19 protein-coding genes are annotated in these 22,007 nt (G+C 38.1%); 4 read left to right on the top strand and 15 right to left on the bottom strand.

Going from position 1 to position 22,007, the window contains the following annotated elements; all coding sequences use genetic code 11:
• Nucleotides 1–177: 177 nt before the first annotated feature.
• From KM885_RS11090 to KM885_RS11080, 4 genes are read right to left on the bottom strand one after another with little or no spacing between them, the layout of a single operon-like run.
• Nucleotides 178–396, bottom strand: a complete 219-nt coding sequence (locus KM885_RS11090; RefSeq protein ID WP_047185971.1) for a hypothetical protein — start codon at nucleotides 394–396, stop codon at nucleotides 178–180.
• A gap of 59 nt (nucleotides 397–455) precedes the next feature.
• A complete protein-coding gene (gene cydS, locus KM885_RS18270) occupies nucleotides 456–569 on the bottom strand; it encodes a cytochrome bd oxidase small subunit CydS family protein (protein WP_371690282.1) in 114 nt (37 codons plus the stop codon).
• A gap of 14 nt (nucleotides 570–583) precedes the next feature.
• The gene (locus KM885_RS11085) at nucleotides 584–1,603 is read right to left on the bottom strand and encodes a cytochrome d ubiquinol oxidase subunit II (RefSeq protein ID WP_145523598.1); all 1,020 of its coding nucleotides are present in this window, start codon (nucleotides 1,601–1,603) and stop codon (nucleotides 584–586) included.
• On the bottom strand, nucleotides 1,600–2,931 hold the full coding sequence (locus KM885_RS11080; protein WP_216883975.1) for a cytochrome ubiquinol oxidase subunit I: 1,332 nt from the start codon (nucleotides 2,929–2,931) through the stop codon (nucleotides 1,600–1,602). Before KM885_RS11080 ends, KM885_RS11085 begins: the two co-directional genes overlap by 4 nt.
• Before the next feature lie 258 nt (nucleotides 2,932–3,189).
• Here KM885_RS11080 and KM885_RS11075 point away from each other — a divergent pair, with 258 nt between their 5' ends.
• Nucleotides 3,190–3,699, top strand: coding sequence for a DUF3231 family protein (locus tag KM885_RS11075; protein WP_216883974.1), 510 nt, complete (start codon nucleotides 3,190–3,192; stop codon nucleotides 3,697–3,699).
• 242 nt (nucleotides 3,700–3,941) lie between these two features.
• Here the strand turns inward: KM885_RS11075 and KM885_RS11070 are convergent, their stop codons facing one another.
• Complete coding sequence (locus KM885_RS11070) at nucleotides 3,942–5,657, bottom strand: GMC family oxidoreductase (protein ID WP_216883973.1); 1,716 nt, start codon at nucleotides 5,655–5,657, stop codon at nucleotides 3,942–3,944.
• Nucleotides 5,658–5,720: 63 nt separating this feature from the next.
• A complete protein-coding gene (locus tag KM885_RS11065) occupies nucleotides 5,721–6,470 on the bottom strand; it encodes a gluconate 2-dehydrogenase subunit 3 family protein (protein ID WP_047185966.1) in 750 nt (249 codons plus the stop codon).
• A 121-nt stretch (nucleotides 6,471–6,591) separates the two neighbouring features.
• Between KM885_RS11065 and KM885_RS11060 the strand changes: the two genes are divergently transcribed.
• The gene (locus KM885_RS11060; RefSeq protein ID WP_060667692.1) at nucleotides 6,592–7,278 is read left to right on the top strand and encodes a hypothetical protein; all 687 of its coding nucleotides are present in this window, start codon (nucleotides 6,592–6,594) and stop codon (nucleotides 7,276–7,278) included.
• Between the two features lie 521 nt (nucleotides 7,279–7,799).
• Here KM885_RS11060 and KM885_RS11055 read toward each other — a convergent pair.
• The 3 genes from KM885_RS11055 to betB all read right to left on the bottom strand — a co-directional run bounded on the left by KM885_RS11055 (nucleotide 7,800) and on the right by betB (nucleotide 11,426).
• Entirely contained in the window at nucleotides 7,800–7,985 is a 186-nt protein-coding gene (locus KM885_RS11055) for a type Z 30S ribosomal protein S14 (protein ID WP_145523593.1), read from the bottom strand.
• Between the two features lie 670 nt (nucleotides 7,986–8,655).
• Nucleotides 8,656–9,864: an iron-containing alcohol dehydrogenase gene (locus tag KM885_RS11050; RefSeq protein WP_216883972.1), complete on the bottom strand. Its 1,209-nt coding sequence runs from the start codon at nucleotides 9,862–9,864 to the stop codon at nucleotides 8,656–8,658.
• A gap of 92 nt (nucleotides 9,865–9,956) precedes the next feature.
• On the bottom strand, nucleotides 9,957–11,426 hold the full coding sequence (betB, locus tag KM885_RS11045; protein WP_216883971.1) for a betaine-aldehyde dehydrogenase: 1,470 nt from the start codon (nucleotides 11,424–11,426) through the stop codon (nucleotides 9,957–9,959).
• Nucleotides 11,427–11,658: 232 nt separating this feature from the next.
• Between betB and cudC the strand changes: the two genes are divergently transcribed.
• Nucleotides 11,659–12,204 carry a choline uptake/conversion transcriptional regulator CudC gene (gene cudC, locus KM885_RS11040; protein WP_204797717.1) on the top strand — a complete coding sequence of 182 codons (546 nt, stop codon included), beginning with the start codon at nucleotides 11,659–11,661 and terminating at the stop codon, nucleotides 12,202–12,204.
• A 29-nt stretch (nucleotides 12,205–12,233) separates the two neighbouring features.
• Nucleotides 12,234–13,133: a glycine betaine ABC transporter substrate-binding protein gene (locus KM885_RS11035; protein ID WP_216883970.1), complete on the top strand. Its 900-nt coding sequence runs from the start codon at nucleotides 12,234–12,236 to the stop codon at nucleotides 13,131–13,133.
• 379 nt (nucleotides 13,134–13,512) lie between these two features.
• On the opposite strand, the gene KM885_RS11030 is transcribed toward KM885_RS11035, so the two are convergent.
• From KM885_RS11030 to KM885_RS11005, 6 genes are all read right to left on the bottom strand, one after another.
• The gene (locus KM885_RS11030; protein ID WP_216883969.1) at nucleotides 13,513–14,763 is read right to left on the bottom strand and encodes an oligosaccharide MFS transporter; all 1,251 of its coding nucleotides are present in this window, start codon (nucleotides 14,761–14,763) and stop codon (nucleotides 13,513–13,515) included.
• Between the two features lie 16 nt (nucleotides 14,764–14,779).
• Entirely contained in the window at nucleotides 14,780–15,766 is a 987-nt protein-coding gene (locus KM885_RS11025) for a glycoside hydrolase family 43 protein (RefSeq protein ID WP_216883968.1), read from the bottom strand.
• Nucleotides 15,767–16,486: 720 nt separating this feature from the next.
• The gene (araA, locus tag KM885_RS11020; RefSeq protein ID WP_216883967.1) at nucleotides 16,487–17,911 is read right to left on the bottom strand and encodes an L-arabinose isomerase; all 1,425 of its coding nucleotides are present in this window, start codon (nucleotides 17,909–17,911) and stop codon (nucleotides 16,487–16,489) included.
• Nucleotides 17,912–17,949: 38 nt separating this feature from the next.
• Nucleotides 17,950–18,645: an L-ribulose-5-phosphate 4-epimerase gene (locus KM885_RS11015; protein WP_216883966.1), complete on the bottom strand. Its 696-nt coding sequence runs from the start codon at nucleotides 18,643–18,645 to the stop codon at nucleotides 17,950–17,952.
• Nucleotides 18,646–18,667: 22 nt separating this feature from the next.
• Nucleotides 18,668–20,275 carry a xylulokinase gene (locus tag KM885_RS11010; protein ID WP_216883965.1) on the bottom strand — a complete coding sequence of 536 codons (1,608 nt, stop codon included), beginning with the start codon at nucleotides 20,273–20,275 and terminating at the stop codon, nucleotides 18,668–18,670.
• Nucleotides 20,276–20,848: 573 nt separating this feature from the next.
• Entirely contained in the window at nucleotides 20,849–21,898 is a 1,050-nt protein-coding gene (locus KM885_RS11005; RefSeq protein ID WP_216883964.1) for an aldose epimerase family protein, read from the bottom strand.
• Between the last annotated feature and the right edge of the window lie 109 nt (nucleotides 21,899–22,007).

Raw genomic sequence — 22,007 nt, 5'->3', positions numbered from 1 at the left:
CCCCCTTAAAGATTTTCTTAAGGAGATTATTACATAGCCCAATTAATATTAGAAGGTGGTCTATATTTGACGCTTACGTAATTGGCACTGAGATATCAGCAGACATACGCTTGATATCAGTATTCGGCGCAAACCGCAAATCGAGTGGCGGGGTCTAGACATTCCTGTGGATCTACGTCAATATTCCTCCTGCTCCCCTTCTTTAACAGAAGCTGTCGCGGAAATATCTTCTTCTTCCACTCTTTGGAATCCTTTATCTAATTGTCCAGCGTTTTCAATATCTCCAGAAGTTTTGTATCCAGCAACTTCAGCATTGGATGTTGTTCCATAAAGCTCCATGCCGCCAAGTTTTACGTTAATCTTTTCATTTAATTTCTCTTTGTTGTTATTTGTCATTGTGAGCACCTCCTATTGGTAATGTATCCTAATGGGTAAAAATTATTGATCATGATAGATTAATTTTTTTCCTCCAATTCAGGCGAATCAGCTGAAGCAACCAAGAAGGATAGAATGATGGAAACGATGACCACAAGAAATGGTGCAATAAAAATTAAAAAATCCTCGAACATAAGGGGTGTCACTCCTATTTTTTATACTTTCCCTGTACATATTCCTTATTAAATAAAAACAATTTAAATACGAGATACAACGACGGGAGGAGCAATGCAAATCCCAGAATAAAAACGACAACTAGAGAAATAGCCATGGCACGGTTGGTAAATCCTTCATGGATGGTCAAAATCGGATAGAGTATATATGGATAATGGGATATGCCGTATGCATAAAAAGCAAACATAAATTGCCCAATCAAAAGCCAAACCGCTGTTCCATAGTTTTTTCGATTCCAAATGAACCAAACGGTTAAGATCCATAAAAGGAAGGATACCGCAAACATCCACCACAGGTTAACGATTCGCTCATAATGCTCCGGGTTATGAAAACTCAACTCATAGACAATTCCACCAGCGGTAATGATGAGTGGCAATGCCCAAATTAACGCATACTTTCGCATTAGATTGGTTGCTTCTACATCCCCCGTTTGATTGGCATACCACGTAAGAAAAACCGCCGAAATATACAATACTGCTACAATACTTAACACAACAATGGACCATGATAACGGGCTAGTAAAAAGCGCCGCGTAATCTAACACTGGACTCCCATTAGTTAGATAAACGAATCCTCCTTCTGATATCGCCAGAACAGTCGATAAGGAGGCCGGAATTAATAACCCTGTTAATCCATACATAAATGCATAACCTTTATGCCCCCTAGAGCTATATGTCTCAAACGCATAATAAGATCCCCTAATGGCCAAAAGGATTAATCCGATACTCCCCGGAACAAGAAAAATCGTTCCAATGTAATAAGCCGTTTGTGGAAAAAAGCCAACGATTCCAACGAAGAAGAAAACAAAGAACACATTCGTAATTTCCCAAACTGGAGATAAATACTGTTGAATAATCCTTGATAAAATATGTTGCTTCCCTGTGATAATACTGTACGCATTAAAAAATCCCGCACCGTAATCAATGGAGCCGATAATGACATAGCCGAAAAGAAATGTCCAAAGTACAGTTATTCCTAAAATTTCTAAACTCATGGTGAATCATTCCCTTTTAGTTCTACTTCGATTGGATTATTTTTAAAGATTCGGCGTAACACCACAACGGTACCGACCCCTAAAACGATATACAATAGAGCAAATAAAACAATCATGACATTGACATAATCACTGGATGTTGCCGCTTCTTCTACCGTCATGATTCCCCGGAGTATCCATGGCTGCCTTCCTACTTCAGCTAACCACCAACCAAATTCCATTGCAAGAAAGGCTAACGGCCCACTTAATACAATCAACCAACGAAAGAATGTAGATCTTACAAAGGCCCAGTGACGTCTAATCCCCATCCAATAAATAAGGGAAAGAACCAATAAGAACATCCCAATTGTTACCATGGAATCAAAAAAATAATGGACAATGAGGGGAGGTGTTTCTTCTGGCTTAAATTCATTCAATCCGATCACTTCTGCTGTAGGATTACTATGTGCAAGAATACTTAGCATATAGGGAACCTTTATAGCATAGTGGACCTCTTGGTTTTTATCCAAAAAGCCATACATGACCAAAGGTGCTTCTCCCTCAGTTTCAAAATGCCATTCAGCCGCAGCTAATTTTTCTGGTTGGTATTCAGCAAGAAGTTTTCCGGAAAAATCACCAATAATAGCAGATGCAATAGAAAAAATCAGTCCAATTTTCATCGTTAAGTATAGAGCTTTTTTATAATAGACATGCCTAGAACCTTTTAATAACTTAAATGCGGTAATCGATGCTAATAAAAATGCAGCAGTCATATACGCGGTTGCCACGACATGAGATACTTTCGTCGGCATGGCTGGATTAAACATGGCCGCAATCGGATTTGCATGAACAAGTGCACCATCCACCATCTCAAATCCTGTCGGTGTATTCATAAACGAATTGACAATCGTAATAAAAAAAGCAGACATTCCCCCACCGATGGCAACTGGGATTAATAATAAAAAGTGTTTTCTCTGATTATCAAAACGATCCCACGTATAGGCATAGATTCCTAAGAAAATGGCTTCAAAGAAAAAAGCAAAGGTCTCCATAAATAGCGGTAAAGCGATAATCTGCCCCGCAATTTCCATGAAATTCGGCCAAAGCAGAGAAAGTTGAAGTCCAATAATTGTACCTGTCACAACCCCAACTGCAACAGTCACCATGTATCCTCGCGACCAGCGCCTCGCCATAATAATATAATGTTCATCATTTTTTCGAATTCCAATCCAGTGTGCAATCATAATAAACAATGGCACGCCAACCCCAATGGTTGCGTAAATAATATGGAAGGTAAGAGTCATTAATGTTAAAAATCTACTAGCCAACACTGGATCTTCAAATAGCATGTTCACGAATCCTCCTTTAACCTAAAGGCATAACTTTCAAGTATAATTGTTCCATACTTGTAGTTTGCACGAGTATTCATTAATTATCCATGGGGTCTTAGGTCACTTATCCGTGGACATTTGAACGTCATTTTAAAAAAGTTAAACTAGGACGAGGAATTTCCCCTTTGGTGAATGAAATAAGCCGTTTTGAGAAACATAACAATTGGTGCATAAGAGAAAGGTGGCACTATAATGAATTTATTTAGGAGGATGAAGATGGGAATTTTAAGTGGTAATCCCCAAGATGAACCGATGCACTATGGGGAAGTATTTGGTACATGGTCCTTTTTATTAACGGCAAAAGGAGCAATTGCAGGTTATCAAACTCACTTAAATCATGCTGGTGATGAAGATTTGTTAAAGTTGCTTGAGGAAACTATTAACAATGGCCAGCAAGAAATCCAACAAATTGAAACGTTATTAAAAGAAAATGGAGTTGGATTACCTCCAAGTCCACCCGAACGACCTAAAGCCCACTTAGAAGACATTCCAGCTGGCGCACGTTTTACTGACCCAGAAATTGCCGCGATGTTATCAGAAAATATTGCAGCTGGATTAGTCGCATGCAGTACGATTATAGGGCAATCCATTAGAGAAGACATTGCCGGGATGTTTGGACAGTTTCATATGCAAAAAGCAGCACTCGGGGTTAAGGCTCTTCGATTGAATAAAGAAAAAGGATGGTTAATTCCTCCACCATTACATCATTATAAAGCTGATGAATGATTGTTAGTTAATTAAAAAGTGTTAGGAATTGCCATGACGGTAGCGCCTTCATTTGTTTTAGTGAGATTCGTGGTAAAGTAGAGGCTAGGGCAAAACCCCAGTAAAGTAAATGAAGAACGGACCCGTGGAAATTTTCGGGCCCGTTCTATTATGTTTTAAAAATGGGAAAAAATATCTGTGTACCTTTTGCGTGAAACAGACTGACTTGCTTATCATCAGCGGATGATTTTTATTATAGTTTGTTATACTAGTTGACCGCCTTTTTTGGAATACGTCATAATTCCTTCCGCCGCTCGATAAGCTAATGCCCCAACCGTCCCCGTTGGATTGTAACCACTATTATGTGGAAAAGAGGATGCACCTACAACAAATAGATTATCCATATCCCACATCTGTGAATAGTTATTGACGGCCGACGTATCTGGATTGTCTCCCATTATTACTCCGCCCGTATTATGAGTTGATTGATAAACAGTAATATCATATGGCCCAAGTTCTTCCATAGCATCCACATGATCAGCACCCATCTCTTCAAGAATCCCTCTGGCTTTTTTGGCTGTAAACTTGGCCAGTTCCCGATCTTGATCCTCAAAATCAAATGTCATGCGAAGGAGTGGGTCTCCGAACGTATCCTTATATGTTGGATCGAGATCCAAGTAATGATGGCGAAATGGCATACTTGCTCCCATTGCACCGACAGATAGTGAGCGATTAGCATACTTTAGTGATTTATCCTTAAACTCTGCTCCCCAAGAAGGTGTTCCTTTAGGAACTGGATTGTTTTGAATCGGCCTTGCACCAGTTTGAGTTAATGCTAAATAGCCGCCATGGATAAAATTAAGGTCGGAATGATCGAAATTATCACCGTTAAAATCGTCAATTACTACTCCCAACGCTCCCGCGCCAGCAAAATTATTAAACTCCATGTCATCGTAAAAACCAGTTGCCGCACCCTTAACGACTTGATAAGCATAATTTTTACCGATTACGCCAGTACCAGTAGCTGGATCATAAGGGCGTCCAATTTTGGATGTTAATAATAGCTTAGTGTTATTGAATACATAGCTCGTTATTACAACTACATCCGCTGGTTGTTCAATTTCCTCTCCGGTCGTCAAGTCGGTATATAGTACACCTGTTGCTTTTCCATCCTTATGTAGGATTCGACGTACCCATGAATGTGTGCGCAAGTCAAATTTTCCTGTTTTATTAGCAACAGGGATAACCGTTACAACAGGATCTGCTTTTGCTCCATATTCACAGCCAAATCGTTCGCAAAAGGAGCAATATTGACAAGCTGCTCTAGATATCCCATCTGGGTTTGTATATGGTTCAGATAAATTTGCTGATGGAACGGTATATGGGTGATAGCCGAGTTTTTTTGTTGCTTCTGTAAACATCTTCATTTGTGGGGAATGCTTCATTGGCCCTGTCGGATATTTGTCGGAACGTTTTCCCCCTAATGGGTTTTCTTCTCCTGAGATACCTGCCATTTTTTCAAACTTGTCGTAATAAGGCTCTAATTCATTATACGTTATGCCCCAATCTTGGATAGTCATCCCTTTAGGAATTTTCTTTTCCCCATAACGTTCCACCGTTTGGCTACGAATTTCAAAATCATATGGAAGGAAGCGATATGTCTGTCCATTCCAGTGTACCCCTGCTCCACCGACTCCTTCCCCCATTAAAAATGAACCATAATGTCTCATTGGCAAAGCGCGCTTTTTTTCATTACTTCTAAAGGTCAGTGTGGACTTAGATAAATCCTGGAACAATTCATAACGCAGTGCATACCTTAATTCATCATGCACCATATAATAATCCTCGGTACTTCGCTCTAATCCTTTCTCTAGACCAACTACAGAAAGTCCCTGCTTCGTTAATTCGGAGGCAATAATACCTCCTCCCCACCCAACACCAACAATTACAACATCCGTTTTTGGCATTTTTTTAACCATACGTTTTAAACCACCTTATTTACAAAATTATTTTTCATATATGCTTACAACAAATAATGATCATTACATATGATCACGTAAGCTTCGAGGCTCAATTTTTTTAAAGCCCTCTTCAATAACATCGAGATAATTCATTTGATCCCCCGGATAGTCACGCATTCTCCAACCGTCCATATCAATATTTCCACCGTAAAGCGGATCACTATACAACCCTTCCAAAGTTACACCACGAAGCATATTAAAAAATCCGCTAGCAGAAATAGTTGAAAGTTTTACCTTATCGGACTCAAAATCTTTTAAGATGTCATCTTGTTCCTCTGTCGACAGTTCACTAAATTCCTTCTTATATTTTTGGTGGGAATAATTTTGCAGTTCCCGCAATCCTACGCGGAAAATTTCCCGACGTTTTAACCGGCCTTGATAACCTTGCTCTTTTTCGCCATGAAAAAAAGGAGGTTCCATATAATCTCTTGAATTAAATCCATAAGATCCCGCTAATTGATGGTCAATATAAAACGGCACACCAAGGTCCTTTGCCCCCGGACCGTTATGATCCTTTGGAAAGATACGTTCGGTAGCTGCTTCCACAGTTTTAAATTCGGCCTGACTAAAAAACATTAAGGCTTGGTTATAGTTTTTGGTTTCATTTGCAGCTTGGCGCTGTTGCTTGTTATCTTCAGTACGCCAAGGAATCAAGCCTCCAATTACACCACCAACTGCTAGTCCACCAACTGCTACACCTGAACTTTTGATAAACCTTCGTCTGGATATTCTTTCTTCCTCAGATGTTTTATTTTCATTATCCTTTGTCACAGAATATTCCTCCTAACCTACTTACTTTAAATGTAGTATGGACCAAAAATAACCATTCATACATTAATAATTTTTGGGTAACCTAATGATTAACTACATTACAATTTGGAGGTAACAAACAATGAAGAAAATGAAAATAACAATTGCAATGGTGATAATCGTTATTAGCATGCTTTTAAGCGCATGCAACAACGATAACCAAGAACATGGTGATAACGATAACAGTAACAACAATACTGAAAATGTTAGTAACACAGCAAATCCTGATCATGGAAACAGAGATATATCAAATCCTGATATCATTCCAAGTGAAACCGATGCTAAAAGCAGGACAACAAACCTTCACGGAAATACATACAATGGAATAGGACAAAACATTTACAGTTCCATTGGTAGCTCTGGAATCCATGAGGGTGGCGTTTCTTCCTATTTTGAGTCCATTTTAAAAGGAGAAGGCATTACAGGTATTAAAGTTTTCGTAATTGACGATTCGATTGTTTTAGCTAGAAATAAAGCCGAAACTACCAATCATCAATACGATAATATGCAACGAAATTTACTTAGCGGAGACGAAGGTATGTCTGGAAAAGGAGAACCAGATGGAGTCAATCCTAAAAATGATGATCATGATAATTTATCCCAGGCAAAAGCTATGGTAAATGAGCTATTCAACGGCAATGTAAAAGTTCTGACAGTCACTAACCCGGATGCAACAACGATCATCGAGAACATAAAAGATGATATTCAAGGAGAAAATTACAAATCTGCCTCTGACGATTTATTACAATTGTTAAACATGGCAAAATAGAAATACTTCATATACAAAAAGACATTACATAGTTGATCAAAATAACATGTAATGTCCTTTTCTTTTAAAGACTGGCCTCGTTTTTGATAGCAGACTTCAAGTTGATTGGGACATTTTTGGAAGAAGTTTTTCTCCATGTTGAAGGAGTTCGAACACAATCATTTATACATTTAACAAAAGCGCAAGCGCCCGTTTAACGACGTACGGACTGGACTGAGCCGTAGGAGATAAAGGAAACACGACGAACGGGAGTGAGTCGATGTTGACTTATCGTACGGAGGTGAAGGAAGTCTCGCTACGGCTTTAGCGCTGGAGCTGGACGTGGCCTTCCTTATGATAAGATTTAATAAGCTAAATTTTTATACATTCTTATCTCTTAAAAAATACTCAAGGCTTGCCTTCATCACCTAATTAAAAAGGGGTGTTCTGTCAAGCATCTAAAAAAAGCCTTGAAGACATATCAAGGCTTAACGAAATGATTTATATAAACATCCCTTATAGGGAAAAATTAATTCATTAAATTACCAGCTTGCTTTTTTTAGGCCAGGAATTTGACCCTTATTTGCATATTCACGAAGGCAGATCCGACACAATTCGAATTTTTTCAACACACTATGTGGTCTGCCGCAATGCTTACAACGACTATATTCACGAACTGCAAATTTTTGTGGCTTTTCCTGTTTTACAACTAAAGACTTTTTCGCCATGCGGCATCCTCCTTCTTTTTATGAATAAAACGTTATTATACCATGTTTTTCAATTTTATCTAGCGGCCAAATTATGGAAGCAACGTATTCATGGGAGAAGTCCTGCATCTAGCATTTAGTCACCTATCTATTTGGGAAATGAGTGACCCAATCCGGAAAAAGATCTCACTTTTGGTCACTCATCATGCGAATGAGTGACCGAACTCAGATAAAAAGTACCCTCTTGGTCACTCATCATGCAAATGAGTGACCGAACCCAGGAAAAAGGTACCCCTTTGGTCACTCATCATGCGAATGAGTGACCGAACCCAGGAAAAAGGTACCCCTTTGGTCACTCATCATGCGAATGAGTGACCCAATCCAGAAAAAAAGTACCCCTTTGGTCACTCATCATGCGAATGAGTGACCGAATCCAGAAAAAAAGTACCCCTTTGGTCACTCATCATGCGAATGAGTGACCGAACCCAGATAAAAAGTACCCTCTTGGTCACTCATCATGCAAATGAGTGACCGTATCTAGAAAAAGATCTCTCATTCGGTAAGTCATCAAAGAATGAATCCCATACTTCCGATCCTTATGGAAAGCATAAAAAAAGAAAGTGCAGTACTTCTAGTTCTCCCTAAAAGTACTGCACCATTCATTTAAAGTTCAACCTTATCCCCATGCGTCTTATAATGTCTTCGGCGTTAGATCAAAGCAACGTTTATAAATCCATTTGTAATTTTCTTCGGTTAGATCTCTCGGGTTCCCGATTGTTTGTGGATCTTTCATTGCCTCTTTTGCTAGACGATCAATCATCTCTGGTGAAACACCTTGTTCCTCTAGTGTTGGAACTTCTAAATCCTCAACTAGTTGATAAACCTCATGTACAGCTGCTTTTGCTGCTTCTTCGGTTGTCATTTCGAATGTATTTACACCTAAAGCTTGAGCGATGCGGGCAAACTTAGCTGGATGGCCTTTCCAGTTGTATTCCATAACTGGCCCCATCATTGCAGCAACACATTGACCGTGAGCAACTGGGATAATCCCACCTAATGTTTGAGACATCGCATGTGCTGCACCCGCAGATTCACTACCGTAAGATAATCCCGCTAGCATTGCCGCTTGTGCCATTCCATAACGTGCTTCAATATCTCCACCATCTGCATAGGCACGGCGAATGTATTTTCCAACGTACTCTATCGCAAGCAGTGCAACCGCATCTGTTACTGGTTGTGCATAATGCATGGTATAGCACTCAATTGCGTGTGCCAAAGCATCAATACCAGTCATTGCCGTAACATGTGGTGGCATGGAAACATGTAATTCCGGATCAATAATCGTTAAGTGAGCCGCAATTAATGGACCACCCGTATTGAATTTAAATTCGCGCTCTTCATCTGTGATAACTGCCCATTGTGTAACTTCTGAACCAGTTCCAGCAGTTGTTGGAATCGTGGTTAATGGTGGGATGCGATTTTCTAATGGTTTTTTTCCATCCGCTGCTTCGTAATCTAGTACGGAGCCTTCATGCGTTGCTTCTACACCGATTGCCTTCGCTGTGTCCATGGAGCTTCCTCCACCAACAGCAACTAATCCATCACAATTTTCTTCTTTATACACGTTAGATCCTTGCGCAATGAGACGTACAGGGGGGTTTGGTTCTACTTTATTGAAAAGTACCACTTCCACTCCAGCCTCTTTTAAGTGCTTTTCAATTGGTTTCGTTACGCCAGCATTATAAATTCCTGGGTCCGTTACAAGTAGTGCTTTTGTAACTCCAAGATTTTTAACTTCTTCCCCTACATACTTGATGGAGCCAATTCCGTGCTTAATTGCAGTTGGTAATTCAAATTGGTGAAATTTGTGCATATGTTCTACTTTCATGTTTAAACTCATGTTTATTCCTCCTAATAGTTACGAAATTCCGTATTCCTTTTGTGAACTTTAGCCTAATCTTCACGAACCCAATCTCAAACCCTACCAATCTTTTAAAACCAATTAATCGGCTGTGGGTCTAGATTTTGAAAAATATGTTTGGTTTCTTGATATTCTTCTAAACCTGTTTTGCCTAATTCACGACCGATACCAGATTGTTTATAGCCTCCCCATGGTGCATGTGGGAAGTAGACATTAAATTCGTTAATCCAAACGGTACCCATGCGCATCTTAGTAACACAACGTTCCGCTTTGGCAATATCTTTTGTCCAAACTCCACCAGATAAGCCGTAAATCGAATCATTTGCTAGTTTAATAGCTTCTTCCTCTGTTGAAAACTTCTCTACAGTAATAACAGGACCAAAACCTTCATTCTGTACGACATCCATGTCCGTTGTGCAATCAGTTAGAACAGTAGGTAAATAGAAAAATCCCTTTTGCAATTCTGGGTCAGTCGGACGTCCTCCGCCAACCGCTACTTTCGCGCCTTCTTTGATGCCATTTTCCACATAATTTATGACTTTATTTAAATGAGTCTCTGAAATAAGTGGTCCCATTTGGGTTGATTCATCAAAGCCGCTGCCAAGTTTGATGTTTTTCACGCGTTCCGCAAGTGCCTCAACAAATTTGTCATGAATCGATTCTTCGACAATGACACGAGTACCAGCTGAGCAAATTTGACCGGCATGGAAAAATACGGCATTTAATGCTTGATCAACTGCGGTTTCAAAATCGGCATCCGCAAAAATGATATTCGGATTTTTTCCACCGAGCTCAAGTGCAATTTTTTTCATATTGCCACTTGCCGCCCGCATAATCCCTTTTCCAGTTTGGATTCCGCCGGTAAAGGAAATAAGGTCTACATCGTCGTTAGCAGAAAGTTCTGCACCAACTTTATTGCCGGCACCAAGTACAAGGTTCACAACCCCTTTTGGCACACCAGCCTCTTCCATTAATTCAAAAACTTTCACCGTAGTGAGTGGAGTAATCTCACTTGGCTTCATGATTAACGTGTTTCCCGCAGCTAATGCTGGTGCTAGTTTCCATGAGGCCTGTAATAATGGATAATTCCATGGAGTTATTTGCCCACAAACTCCAACAGGTTCTTTCACTACTTTACTGATGGTATTTGGAATAGGAGAATCAATGATTTCTCCACCATCTTTATCAGCGAGCTCAGCATAGTAACGGAAGACACCAGCAATATCATCCATGTCACCACGACTTTCCTCTACTGTTTTACCAGTATCAAGGGATTCCATCTCCGCTAATTCCTCTTTATCCCTTTCAATTAACTGTGCAATCTTAGCAACGATACGCCCACGTTCTGTAGCGGACGTATTCGACCATTCGCCTTGATCAAATGCCTCCCTTGCAGCAGAGATTGCTAGTTTTGTATCTTCTTCCTTACTTTCCGAAACAACAGCAATGACTTCTTGATTATATGGGTTAATAATTTCTCTTACTTCACCAGAGAGGGCAGAAACCCATTCGCCATTTATGTAGTTTTTCTTGATATCCAATCTATCCCCTCCTCATCCATATTAAAATGATTAATTTTGTTAAGAAAAAATTTAACGTTCCGAACAAATTTAATTTAACATAAGCCATTTTCCTTTGTCAAAGGGAAAAGTTAATTTTTTTCAGATAATTCCCCAGATATAGCATTTGACATATTTTTATTTTTGTTTAACATTAAGTTTGTTAAGAAGAAATTTAATTTAATGAACAACGTTTTTATTTGGAGGATTTATATTGGATAAAGCACATAATGAGAGGGCAAAAGAAAAGTTAGAATATGCGCAAGATCAAGTGATAGAAGCAATTTCCGAAACAATGGATTTATATGGAGTTACTCCCGCAGCAGGAAGAATTTATGCCACGATGTATTTTAAAGATCAAATGAATTTGGATGAAATGCGTGAAGAATTAGGTATGAGTAAACCAAGTATGAGTACCAATGTTCGTAAACTACAACAAATTGAAATGGTAAAGAAAAGATTTCAACGTGGCACAAGAAAACATACGTATGCAGCGGAAAAGGATTTTTTCCATTCCTTTATGGCCTATTTTTGCCAAATGTGGGAACGTGAAGTGAAATTAAACATGGAAGCTATAGCAAAAGCAGAGAAACTTTTACTAGAGATTTATGAAGATGAGTCTATCTCTAATGATATTCGTAACGAGGCAAAGAAAGATTATGATTTATTGAATCAATCAAAAGTATACTACCGTTGGCTTGAAAAATTGGTAGAAAGTATTCGAACAGAGGAAATTTATACATTTATACCAAAAGAATAGAAATAATTTAAAGGGAGAGATGCTTAAACATGTATTTTAAAAAGGGGAAAATATGGCTTATCACAATCGTACTTATGATGCTACTTAGTGCTTGTGGAGGGGGAGACGGCACAACATCAGCAAAACAAAAAGATACTGCGTCAAAAAAGACCATTAATATTGGGCAAATCAGCTGGGCAGAAAATATAGCTGTTACGAATATGTGGAAAGTTATTCTTGAAGAAAAAGGTTATGAGGTCAATTTTCACCTGCTTGATATGGGGACCCAAATGGCTGCATTGGAAAATGATGCATTAGATATTAATTTGGAAGTGTGGTTACCTGTTCAAGATAAAGAATATGTGAAACAGTATAAAGATAAAGTTAACTTCTCTGAAGAAACTTGGTATGACAATGCAAAAGTGGGATTAGTTGTTCCAAGTTATATGGAGGATATCAATAGTATAGAAGATCTAAGGGAAAATCAGGAATTATTCCAAGGTGAGATTACCGGCTTTGACCCAGGTGCGGGTACCATGTTAACTACCGAAGAAGTAATAAAAGAGTATAATTTGGATTATGAGCTAATACCTAGTTCTGAACCTGCAATGCTAACAGAAATCGAGAAAGCTATGGAGGATGAAGAGCCGATTGTTGCACCGCTATGGAATCCTCATCGTATATTTTCAGAATTAGATTTAAAATATTTAGAAGATCCTAAAGAAGTCTTCGGGGGAGCCGAAAAGATTCACCATGCAACTCGTCATGGTTTTGAAGAAGATTTCCCAGAAGTGAATGAATGGGTAAAAAAATGGAAAATGGATGACCAATCCATCGGTGAGTTAATGAGCTATGTAAATGAAGCCGAAGAAAACGGAGAAGATCCAACGGTTGGTGCTGAAAAATGGATTGAAGATAACGAGGAATTGGTGAATGAGTGGGTGAAATAGAGCTGAGGTAACGGGTTCCTTGCCTCCGCTTTTTCTGTGAGAGCAGTTGCATTCAATTAAGTAGATAATCTTACCATAAAATAGTAGCTGATAAACGATGAATGTAGTACTAAAAGGAAGTAATTACCCCGTATTGTGAAGGGTGATTACTTCCTTTTTTTATGATGACAAGCACGATAAGACTGTTAATCCAGTTCAAACAAAACGAATAGAATAGTAAAGCGATTGCATCGTAAATCACCAAATATAATAGGAAATCTTTTAGCCTACTAATGCTTGATTCGACTTTTCCCAAAAGATTTTGAGCGCATCTTCATTGCTTAAAGTGCTCTATAATTTTCCACCTGTATCCGCTTTAATTAAAAGTTGGCAAACCTTATCATGATACAGATTGAAACTCTAATCTGCTATGGTGTTTCTTATCACTTACCATAATAATCCCACCAGCTATAACAAATACCAAAACCATGATAGACATTACAATATATGCATTTTGGAATCCCATAACTCTGTATAGTTGCCCCATAACAGAAGAGAAAATAGTTATACCAATCTGCTTTGCAAAGTTAAAACCAAGCATGTAAACTGTTGCCGATAGACGGACATCAAAAATACCAGTAATATATTTCATAATAGATACAAGCATTAAAGGCATTTCTATAGAAGCAAGTAATCTCCAAAATGCTAGCATCCAGATATCTGTAAAGAAAGCCGCTCCTAATACACGTACAAATAAAATTAAACCTGCTAAGATTAAACCATTTTTTGCTCCAATTTTATTAATAAACCATGGTGTTAACACCATAAAACCAGCCTCTAGAAATACCTGAACAGATGCAATTCGACTAAACACAAGTTCTCCACGTGATGAATCATTGAAAAAACTAGCAAAGTAATTTGGAAATTGCTGATCAAATACATCAAACATGGTAGCGCTACCTATTATTATAAGACAAAATCCCCAGAAACTCCTATTTTTAAATACATTCATTATATTTTCTTTAGTAACAGGGGATTCCTCTTCCTTTTCCACATTTGTTCTAGCCTTGGTGTCCTCATTCTTTACTTTAACTGTCCACAATAATACTCCAAGAATAATTGCCGAACAAGTTGCAGCCCAGAAAATACTAAATGGATTTCTAACAAACATGATTCCACCAATAAATGCTGCTGTTCCTCCAGCTAGTGACCCAAATAAACGAACATGGCCATATTCATAATTATTTTCACGTGTGGAACGTTCGATATACGCTTCAACAACACCTACACCACCGTTTAGACATAAACTTAAGTAGGCCCCACCAATAATCGCTCCAAATATTGCATTAAATTGCAGAAGTGGAAGAAATGCAAATTGAACAAACGGCCCTATAAATAAGAGACATAAAACAACAAAACCAAATAAATATTTTTTCAATCCTAGTTTATCTTGAATCACGCCATATATTGGTTCTAGAATTAGAGCGGTTACAGCCATAGCCGAGAAAACCAAACCCGAAACACTTGTATCTAAATTTGCTGTATTTTGTAGCCAAAATGGTAAAAAGGCAAATATTAATGCCCATATCATAAAGTAGAAAAAGTACATTCCGCCGAAATTCCAAAACTTAAGTTGTTTCAAGTTGTTCATTTCTATACACTCCTCATTATTTCAAAACTTCTGGTGTATCTGGTGTCCATCTTGTATCTGGTACTGGTTTTCCAAAAATCGGATTACCATTTTCATCCCAATGTAATTCCTGTGCCCTCGCATGGCGGTTCGGTTCATAGAGCGGATCTCCAACTAAGTCCGTGTAGTTACGCGCATGATAAACTAAAATGGTATCGTTACCATCCTTTGATACAGTAAAGCTATTATGTCCTGGCCCATATTGTCCATTTTCGGGACAGCTCTGGAATACTGGCTCTTGTTTCTTTTTCCAGGAATTCGGATTTAATAAGTCATCCTCTTCATTAGCTGTTAAAAGTCCCATACAGTAATCCACACCGGTAGCGCTACCAGAATAAGTTATAAATACCTTTCCATTCCTAATCAAAACGGCGGGACCTTCATTTACCCAAAATCCTTTGATTTCCCACGGAAGCTCAGGTTTTGTTAACATAACCGGATCTGTTGCAAGCGTCCAAGGATTTTTCATCTTTGCGATATAAAGATTAGAATGTCCCATAATATTTAAATCTTGTTGTGCCCATACGTAAAATTGTTCTCCCTTATGAAAGAATGTTGTTGCATCTAACGAGAACGTTGACATTCCAGTTTTAACTTCACCCTTTTCTTTCCAATCACCTTCAAGTGGATTATCAGACGCATTTTCAAGAACGTACATCCTGTGGTTAAATGTATCATCATCAATATTTTTATCAGGTGCTGCAGCAAAATAAATATACCATTTTCCATTTACTCGATGAATTTCAGGAGCCCAAATTAATTCACTTAAGTTCCCATTATCATGTTTCCACCAAACTGCTACTTCTTCCGCCTCTTGTAAATCATTTAGGCTTTTTGCCCTTCTTAAAACAATACGATCGTACAGAGGATAGGAACCTGTAAAATAGTAAAATCCATCTGAATGTTTATAGACAAAAGGATCTGCCCTTTGCAAAACGATTGGATTATTTATTTCTTCTGTCATAACTATCCACTCCTTAATTTCTATAAATGAGAAAGCGGTTTACATTTATGGAAAATAAAATCTACTAACACTAACACTATTAATCATTTTCCATTATACAATTAGATGTTGTAACCGCCTCTATCTATGAACTATATTAGCACTCGAACGTACAAGTGTCAACAACAATATAAATGATGTACGTACATATATAGATTTATTGTAATTATCTACTTCATTTTATATAAATATCCAAATAAACTTCCAATCATACAACTATATAAACACTTTTAAAGCACATTTTTAATATAAGTTACAATAGCATTTCGGCAAATTTGGATAACATCATATACGTATAGGTATTCATCGAAACATATAAACAGCAAATAATTCTATCTAAATCCAAAAAGCAGAGTGTGTTTTTATCCTTACACTCTGCTTAACAAACTATTTCTATGGAAACACTCTCATGATATCGAATAATCTTCTACCTACTTCTTCTAAACATTTTTCCTAAATGATGTTTAAATCATGCTCTAATTCATATTTACGTATGATTGCTTTGCTTATTTAATAGGTTCTTCCTCTAGAAAAATAGACCAAATCCAACGACCTTTATTATATAGCTTTGTAAATATATACAAGTAAAAAAAGCGCTATATCATATATAAGTTATTATATTGAAACACTATTTATATTCCCCCTCCAGGAAAGCATGACCTCCCCAGAGAGTGGATAACTTTACTTAATAACGACGTAATCTAAATCAACCAGTTTTGCATAGCTTACAATTTGATCCGTTGTTAAATTCAGTGATACGACTGTGTGATGACCACCGCCATTTTCGATCCAAGCTTTAACTCCATCATGGAAGTTTGGCTTCACTTCCCAAAGTACACGAGCAACCGGAAGATTTGGAGCTTGCGTAGTTGGCTCAAATGCAGAAACTTCATTAATTAGAAGTTTGAAATGAGTACCAAAGTCAGCCATAGAAACAACGACACCATCTCCAGCTTTTCCATCAAATACTAAACGGGCAGGATCTTCACGATCACCAATGCCTAATGGTGATACAATAATTTTTGGTTTGTTACTTGCTAAAGTTGGATCTACTTCAAGCATATGTGATTGTAGGATGGATTCTTGGCCTTCAGCTAATTCATAGGTGTAGTCTTCCATAAAGCCCGTAGATTGGTTATGACTCATCACTTTGAGTAAACGGTCAAGAGCCGCAGTCTTCCAATCACCTTCGCCTGCAAAGCCATACCCTTGCGCCATTAAACGTTGGACCGCAAGACCAGGAAGCTGTTTCATGCCGTATAAATCTTCAAAGTTAGAAGTGAAAGCATTATAACCTCCATCATCTAGAAAACGCCTGATAGCAATTTCATAGCTTGCTTGTACTTTTACACTAGACTCCCAGTCTTCCTTACTGTATGTGCCATAATCAAATTCATAAAGTTTCTCATATTCCGCGAATAAGGCATCAATTTCTTCTTCTTTAACAGCATTGACGTATTGAACTAAGTCTCCAATACCAAAGTAGTCTACAGTCCAACCAAATTGGATTTGCGCTTCAATCTTATCTCCATCTGTAACGGCAACATTACGCATGTTATCACCGAAGCGAGCAACTTTAATGTTAAAACTTTCGTTATAGGCTACCGCAACATCCATCCATTCGGCGATTTGCTGTTTCACTTCAGGACGTTCCCAATACCCGACAACAACTTTATTTTGTTTATTTAAACGGGCATTGATAAAACCATATTCACGGTCACCATGAGCTGCTTGGTTTAGGTTCATAAAATCCATATCAATCGTTTGCCATGGAATACTTTCATTAAATTGTGTCGCTAAATGAAGCAACGGTTTTTGTAATAACTTCGTTCCGCGAATCCACATTTTTGCAGGTGAAAAAGTATGCATCCATGTGATAACACCAGCAACTTCATCACGATAGTTAACTTCTTTCATCGTATTTGTAATTTGATCCGCATTTACAGCTAAATCTTTCAAGACAAGAGGATAAGGTAACATACCGCTTTCATTTAAAGCATCTGTTATTTTTTGTGCATTTGCTTTAACCTCTGCTAACGTTTCTTCTCCATAAAGATGTTGCGAACCAACAACAAACCAAAATTCTTTTTTCCCCATTGTTGACATACTAATTCCTCTTTTCGTAGTTTAATAGTTTAGTTGTATTATTTTTGCCCATAATAGGCATTTTCCCCATGTTTACGTAGATAATGTTTATCCAAAATTCTTTGTGGTAATTCTTCAGCAAAACTGTTTAATTCACGGGCAAATAAATTCATCTTGGCAACTTCCTCAAGCACGACACTATTCATCACCGCTGATTGAACATCTTTTCCCCATGTAAATGGAGCATGGCCATGAAGTAATACACCTGGAACCGCCAAGACATCTAACCCACGTTCTTCAAAGGTTTCGATAATGACACGCCCTGTTTCGATTTCATATCCACGGTCAATCTCCTCTTGCGTCAAGAAGCGAGCACATGGAACAGCCCCATAAAATGTGTCTGCATGAGTGGTTCCCATCGCCGGAACATCAAGACCGGCTTGCGCCCAGATCGTTGCCCAAGTGGAATGAGTGTGAACAATACCACCGATTTCGGGAAAATGTTTATAGAGTACAGCGTGAGTCGGAGTATCCGATGATGGGTTCAATTCTCCTTCTACAACATTTCCATCTAAATCAACAACTACCATATCGCTAGCTTTCATTGTTTTATAATCAACACCGCTCGGTTTGATAACAAATAATCCGCTATCTCGATCAAAAGCACTTGCATTTCCCCATGTGTATTTTACGAGTCCGTGTTTTGGCAGGTCTAAATTGGCTTCAAATACGTCTTCTTTCAATTGTTCTAACACATTAATTCCTCCCGTTTTCCTCTCATATCAAATTAGCTACAGCAACCTCTTCAATCACTAAACCTTTTTTGTATCGCTCGATAAATTCTTCAAATCCTTCAACGTCAACTCCATCAGGATAAATTTCCTTCCCTTCAACATCTTTAAAAACTCTCTTATCAAGGAAGTCCTCCAAACTTTCATTACTCTCCTTATTCAACATGTAAGAAGCAAGAAGCGCCATTCCCCACGCACCACCTTCCCCAGCTGTTTCCATTACAGAAACGGGAACATTCATTGCAGCTGCAACAATTTTTTGCCCGACTATAGGAGTTTTAAATAAACCACCATGAGCTAAAATGCCATCAATGGCAACGTTTTCTTTTTTCACCAAAATATCCATCCCAATTTTCAAGGCGCCAAATGCTGTAAAAAGATGAGTCCTCATGAAGTTGGCTAAATTGAAATTACTTTCTGGTGAGCGAACAAATAATGGCCGGCCTTTTTCTAAACCTGTTATATTTTCACCTGAGAAATAACCATAGCTAAGCAAACCACCACCATCTGGATCTGCTTCCAAAGCTTTGTTCAACATCACCTCGAATAATTGATTAGATTCCACCTTTTGCCCCATTGCCTCGGAAAATTCACGGAATAAACCAAGCCAAGCATTAAGATCACTTGAACAGTTATTTGCATGAACCATCGCAACCGGACTTCCATTCGGTGTTGTAACTAAATCAATTTCTGGATAGACCTTTGAGAGCCCTTTCTCTAATACGATCATAGAAAATACGGAAGTTCCTACTGAAACATTTCCTGTACGTTTCTTCACAGTATTCGTAGCAACCATCCCTGTTCCCGCATCACCTTCAGGAGGACAAAGCGGAATGCCTGGTTGTAAATTTCGTGATCTATCTAGAATTTTGGCTCCCATTTCAGTTAGTGTACCAGCTTGCTTTCCCCCGTTATAAACCTCAGGAAGAATATCCCTAAGGCTCCAAGGAAGACCTTTATCAGCAATTTTTTCATCAAACTGCTTAATCATGGATTCATCGTAATCCTTCGATGACTCATCAATTGGGAAAATACCCGAAGCATCACCTATACCAATGACTCTTTTTCCAGTAAGTAACCAGTGAATAAATCCAGCTAAAGTGGTCATAAAGTCAACACGCGACAAATGTTTCTCTTCATTTAATATTGCTTGATAAAGATGAGCAATACTCCACCTTTCGGGTATATTGAATTGGAACAAATCAGTTAATTCTTTTGCTGCAACGCTAGTTGTTGTATTACGCCACGTTCGAAACGGAACAAGTAGTTCACCAGTTTTGTCAAAGACCATATACCCATGCATCATTGCAGAAAACCCAATGGAACCAATTGTCCGAATGGTAACTCCATAATTGCGTTCAATTTCTTGCTTCATTTCACTATAGGCTGTTTGTAAACCAGTGATAATATCCACTAAGTTGTACGTCCAAAATCCATTTTCCAAACGATTCTCCCATTCATAACTTCCAGATGCAATTGTTTCAAAACGGTTATCTATCAATACTGCCTTTATACGTGTAGATCCAAATTCGATTCCAAGCGAGGTTTCTCCCTTAGTAATCGCTTTCTTGATGTTCACTTGATTTGTATTCACGTTAATCCCCTCTCTGATAGCAATTTCAAAACTAAATCAAAAGGAGCAGTTTCCCTTTTTTACTTAAGTTGTTTCATTTCTCTTTTTACAATTACAATTCTAGTGTAAGTATTGTACGTACATCTGTCAACTTAAGATGTCTCAATACTTATAAGTTCATGGTAACCATTCTTTCTTTTCTCCCTATATATAAACAAACAATTCAAAGTGGAGGCCAAATATAAATTCTTAATAAGACAGGTGTAATGTAGGAAGGTGTATAACTTTTAATTATTTTTACGGTTATAACATAAAATTTTTAATTGAACTGAGGCTACGGCAAAACATGTACATATAAGTACACAAAATAAACCCATTGAAATGCGAACAATACTGCAATTGATGTAATCACAACCTATATTTTGGATTACATTTTCCATTATTCGTGAATGCTTATTTGGTTTTCAAAAAATATTCTAAACGAGTAATAGAGGGAAAAAAGCTAACAAAACTTAAAGATGATTTTCCCTATTTTTTGTTAGCTTGATGCTATGGATCCTGTCCCTCCGGCTCTTTTACTCGCTACTAAAAAAACTATCGCTCTACTCCAAATTTGTATCTCGTTGCTGAGCTATATTTTTGGTCCTTATCAATAATTATTGAAGGAAATGCGGGGTGATGAATTGCATCAGGAAGACCTTGTGTTTCCAAACAAATTCCCAGATGCTTCCTCGCTGGAATATCTCGAATATAACCTTTATCACCTATTAAATTACCAGAATAGACAACAACTCCAACCTCGTCTGTTTCTACAATTAATGTTCGTCCGCTCTCAGGATCCTTCAGTACTATTTCTTCATCATGATTATTGCTTAAAAGAAATGGATGGTCATAGCCTTTCCCTACCAGAACGTTTTGCGGATGATTGGAAACTGTTCCTGATTTAATGGTTCTCTCTTCGGTAAAATCAAACGGGGTATTTCTTACATCTAACATTGCACCGGTTGGGATAAACTCTTGATCCAGTTCTAAGAATCTATCACTCTTTAGTTTTAGTGTGTGATTTAAAATATCCCGTTTAAGGTTACCGCTTAAATTAAAATAAGAATGGTTTGTCAACGCGATAGGCGTTTTTTTATCTGAAACAGCGTTATAAGTAATGACTAACTCATTTTCATTATTCAGTGAATAGGTAACCTTTATTGCCACATTCCCTGAATACCCTTCCTCACCATCTGGGCTTAAATACTTAAATTGAACACCAGCTTCATTTTCTTGTTCAAACACTTCGGCATCCCAAATAACACGATTGAATCCTTTTATCCCTCCGTGGAGGTGATTGTTTCCTTCATTTTTTGCAAGTGTGTGGGATTGTCCATCCAATTTAAACTGCGCACCTTTTATTCGCCCGCCAACGCGACCAATAATAGCCCCCAAGTATGTTGTATCATTTAAATATTCCTCTAGCGTATCGTACCCAAGGAAAACATTTTCAAAATTCCCCTGCAAGTCCGGTACTATCATTTCAGTTATAATGCAGCCGTAATTAATGCAGGTTAGTTCTACGCCGCGCTCGTTTTTGATTGTAAAAGAATATACAGTGTTACCATCAACTTCTCCAAACCTTTCTTGTTTTACTTGCATGTTTTCTCCTCTTTTCCTTAAATAATAAAAGCTATTGTATATGTACATAGACATGTCACATCCTGTTTTCCAATCTCCATCTTCCCAAGGATACAAGACCTATCCCATG

This window comes from Oceanobacillus caeni (assembly GCF_019037185.1).
GTDB classification, from domain to species: Bacteria; Bacillota; Bacilli; order Bacillales; family Amphibacillaceae; genus Oceanobacillus; species Oceanobacillus caeni.
The sequence above is the reverse complement of the archived record's forward strand: the minus strand, read 5'-3'. Positions and strand labels throughout refer to the sequence as shown.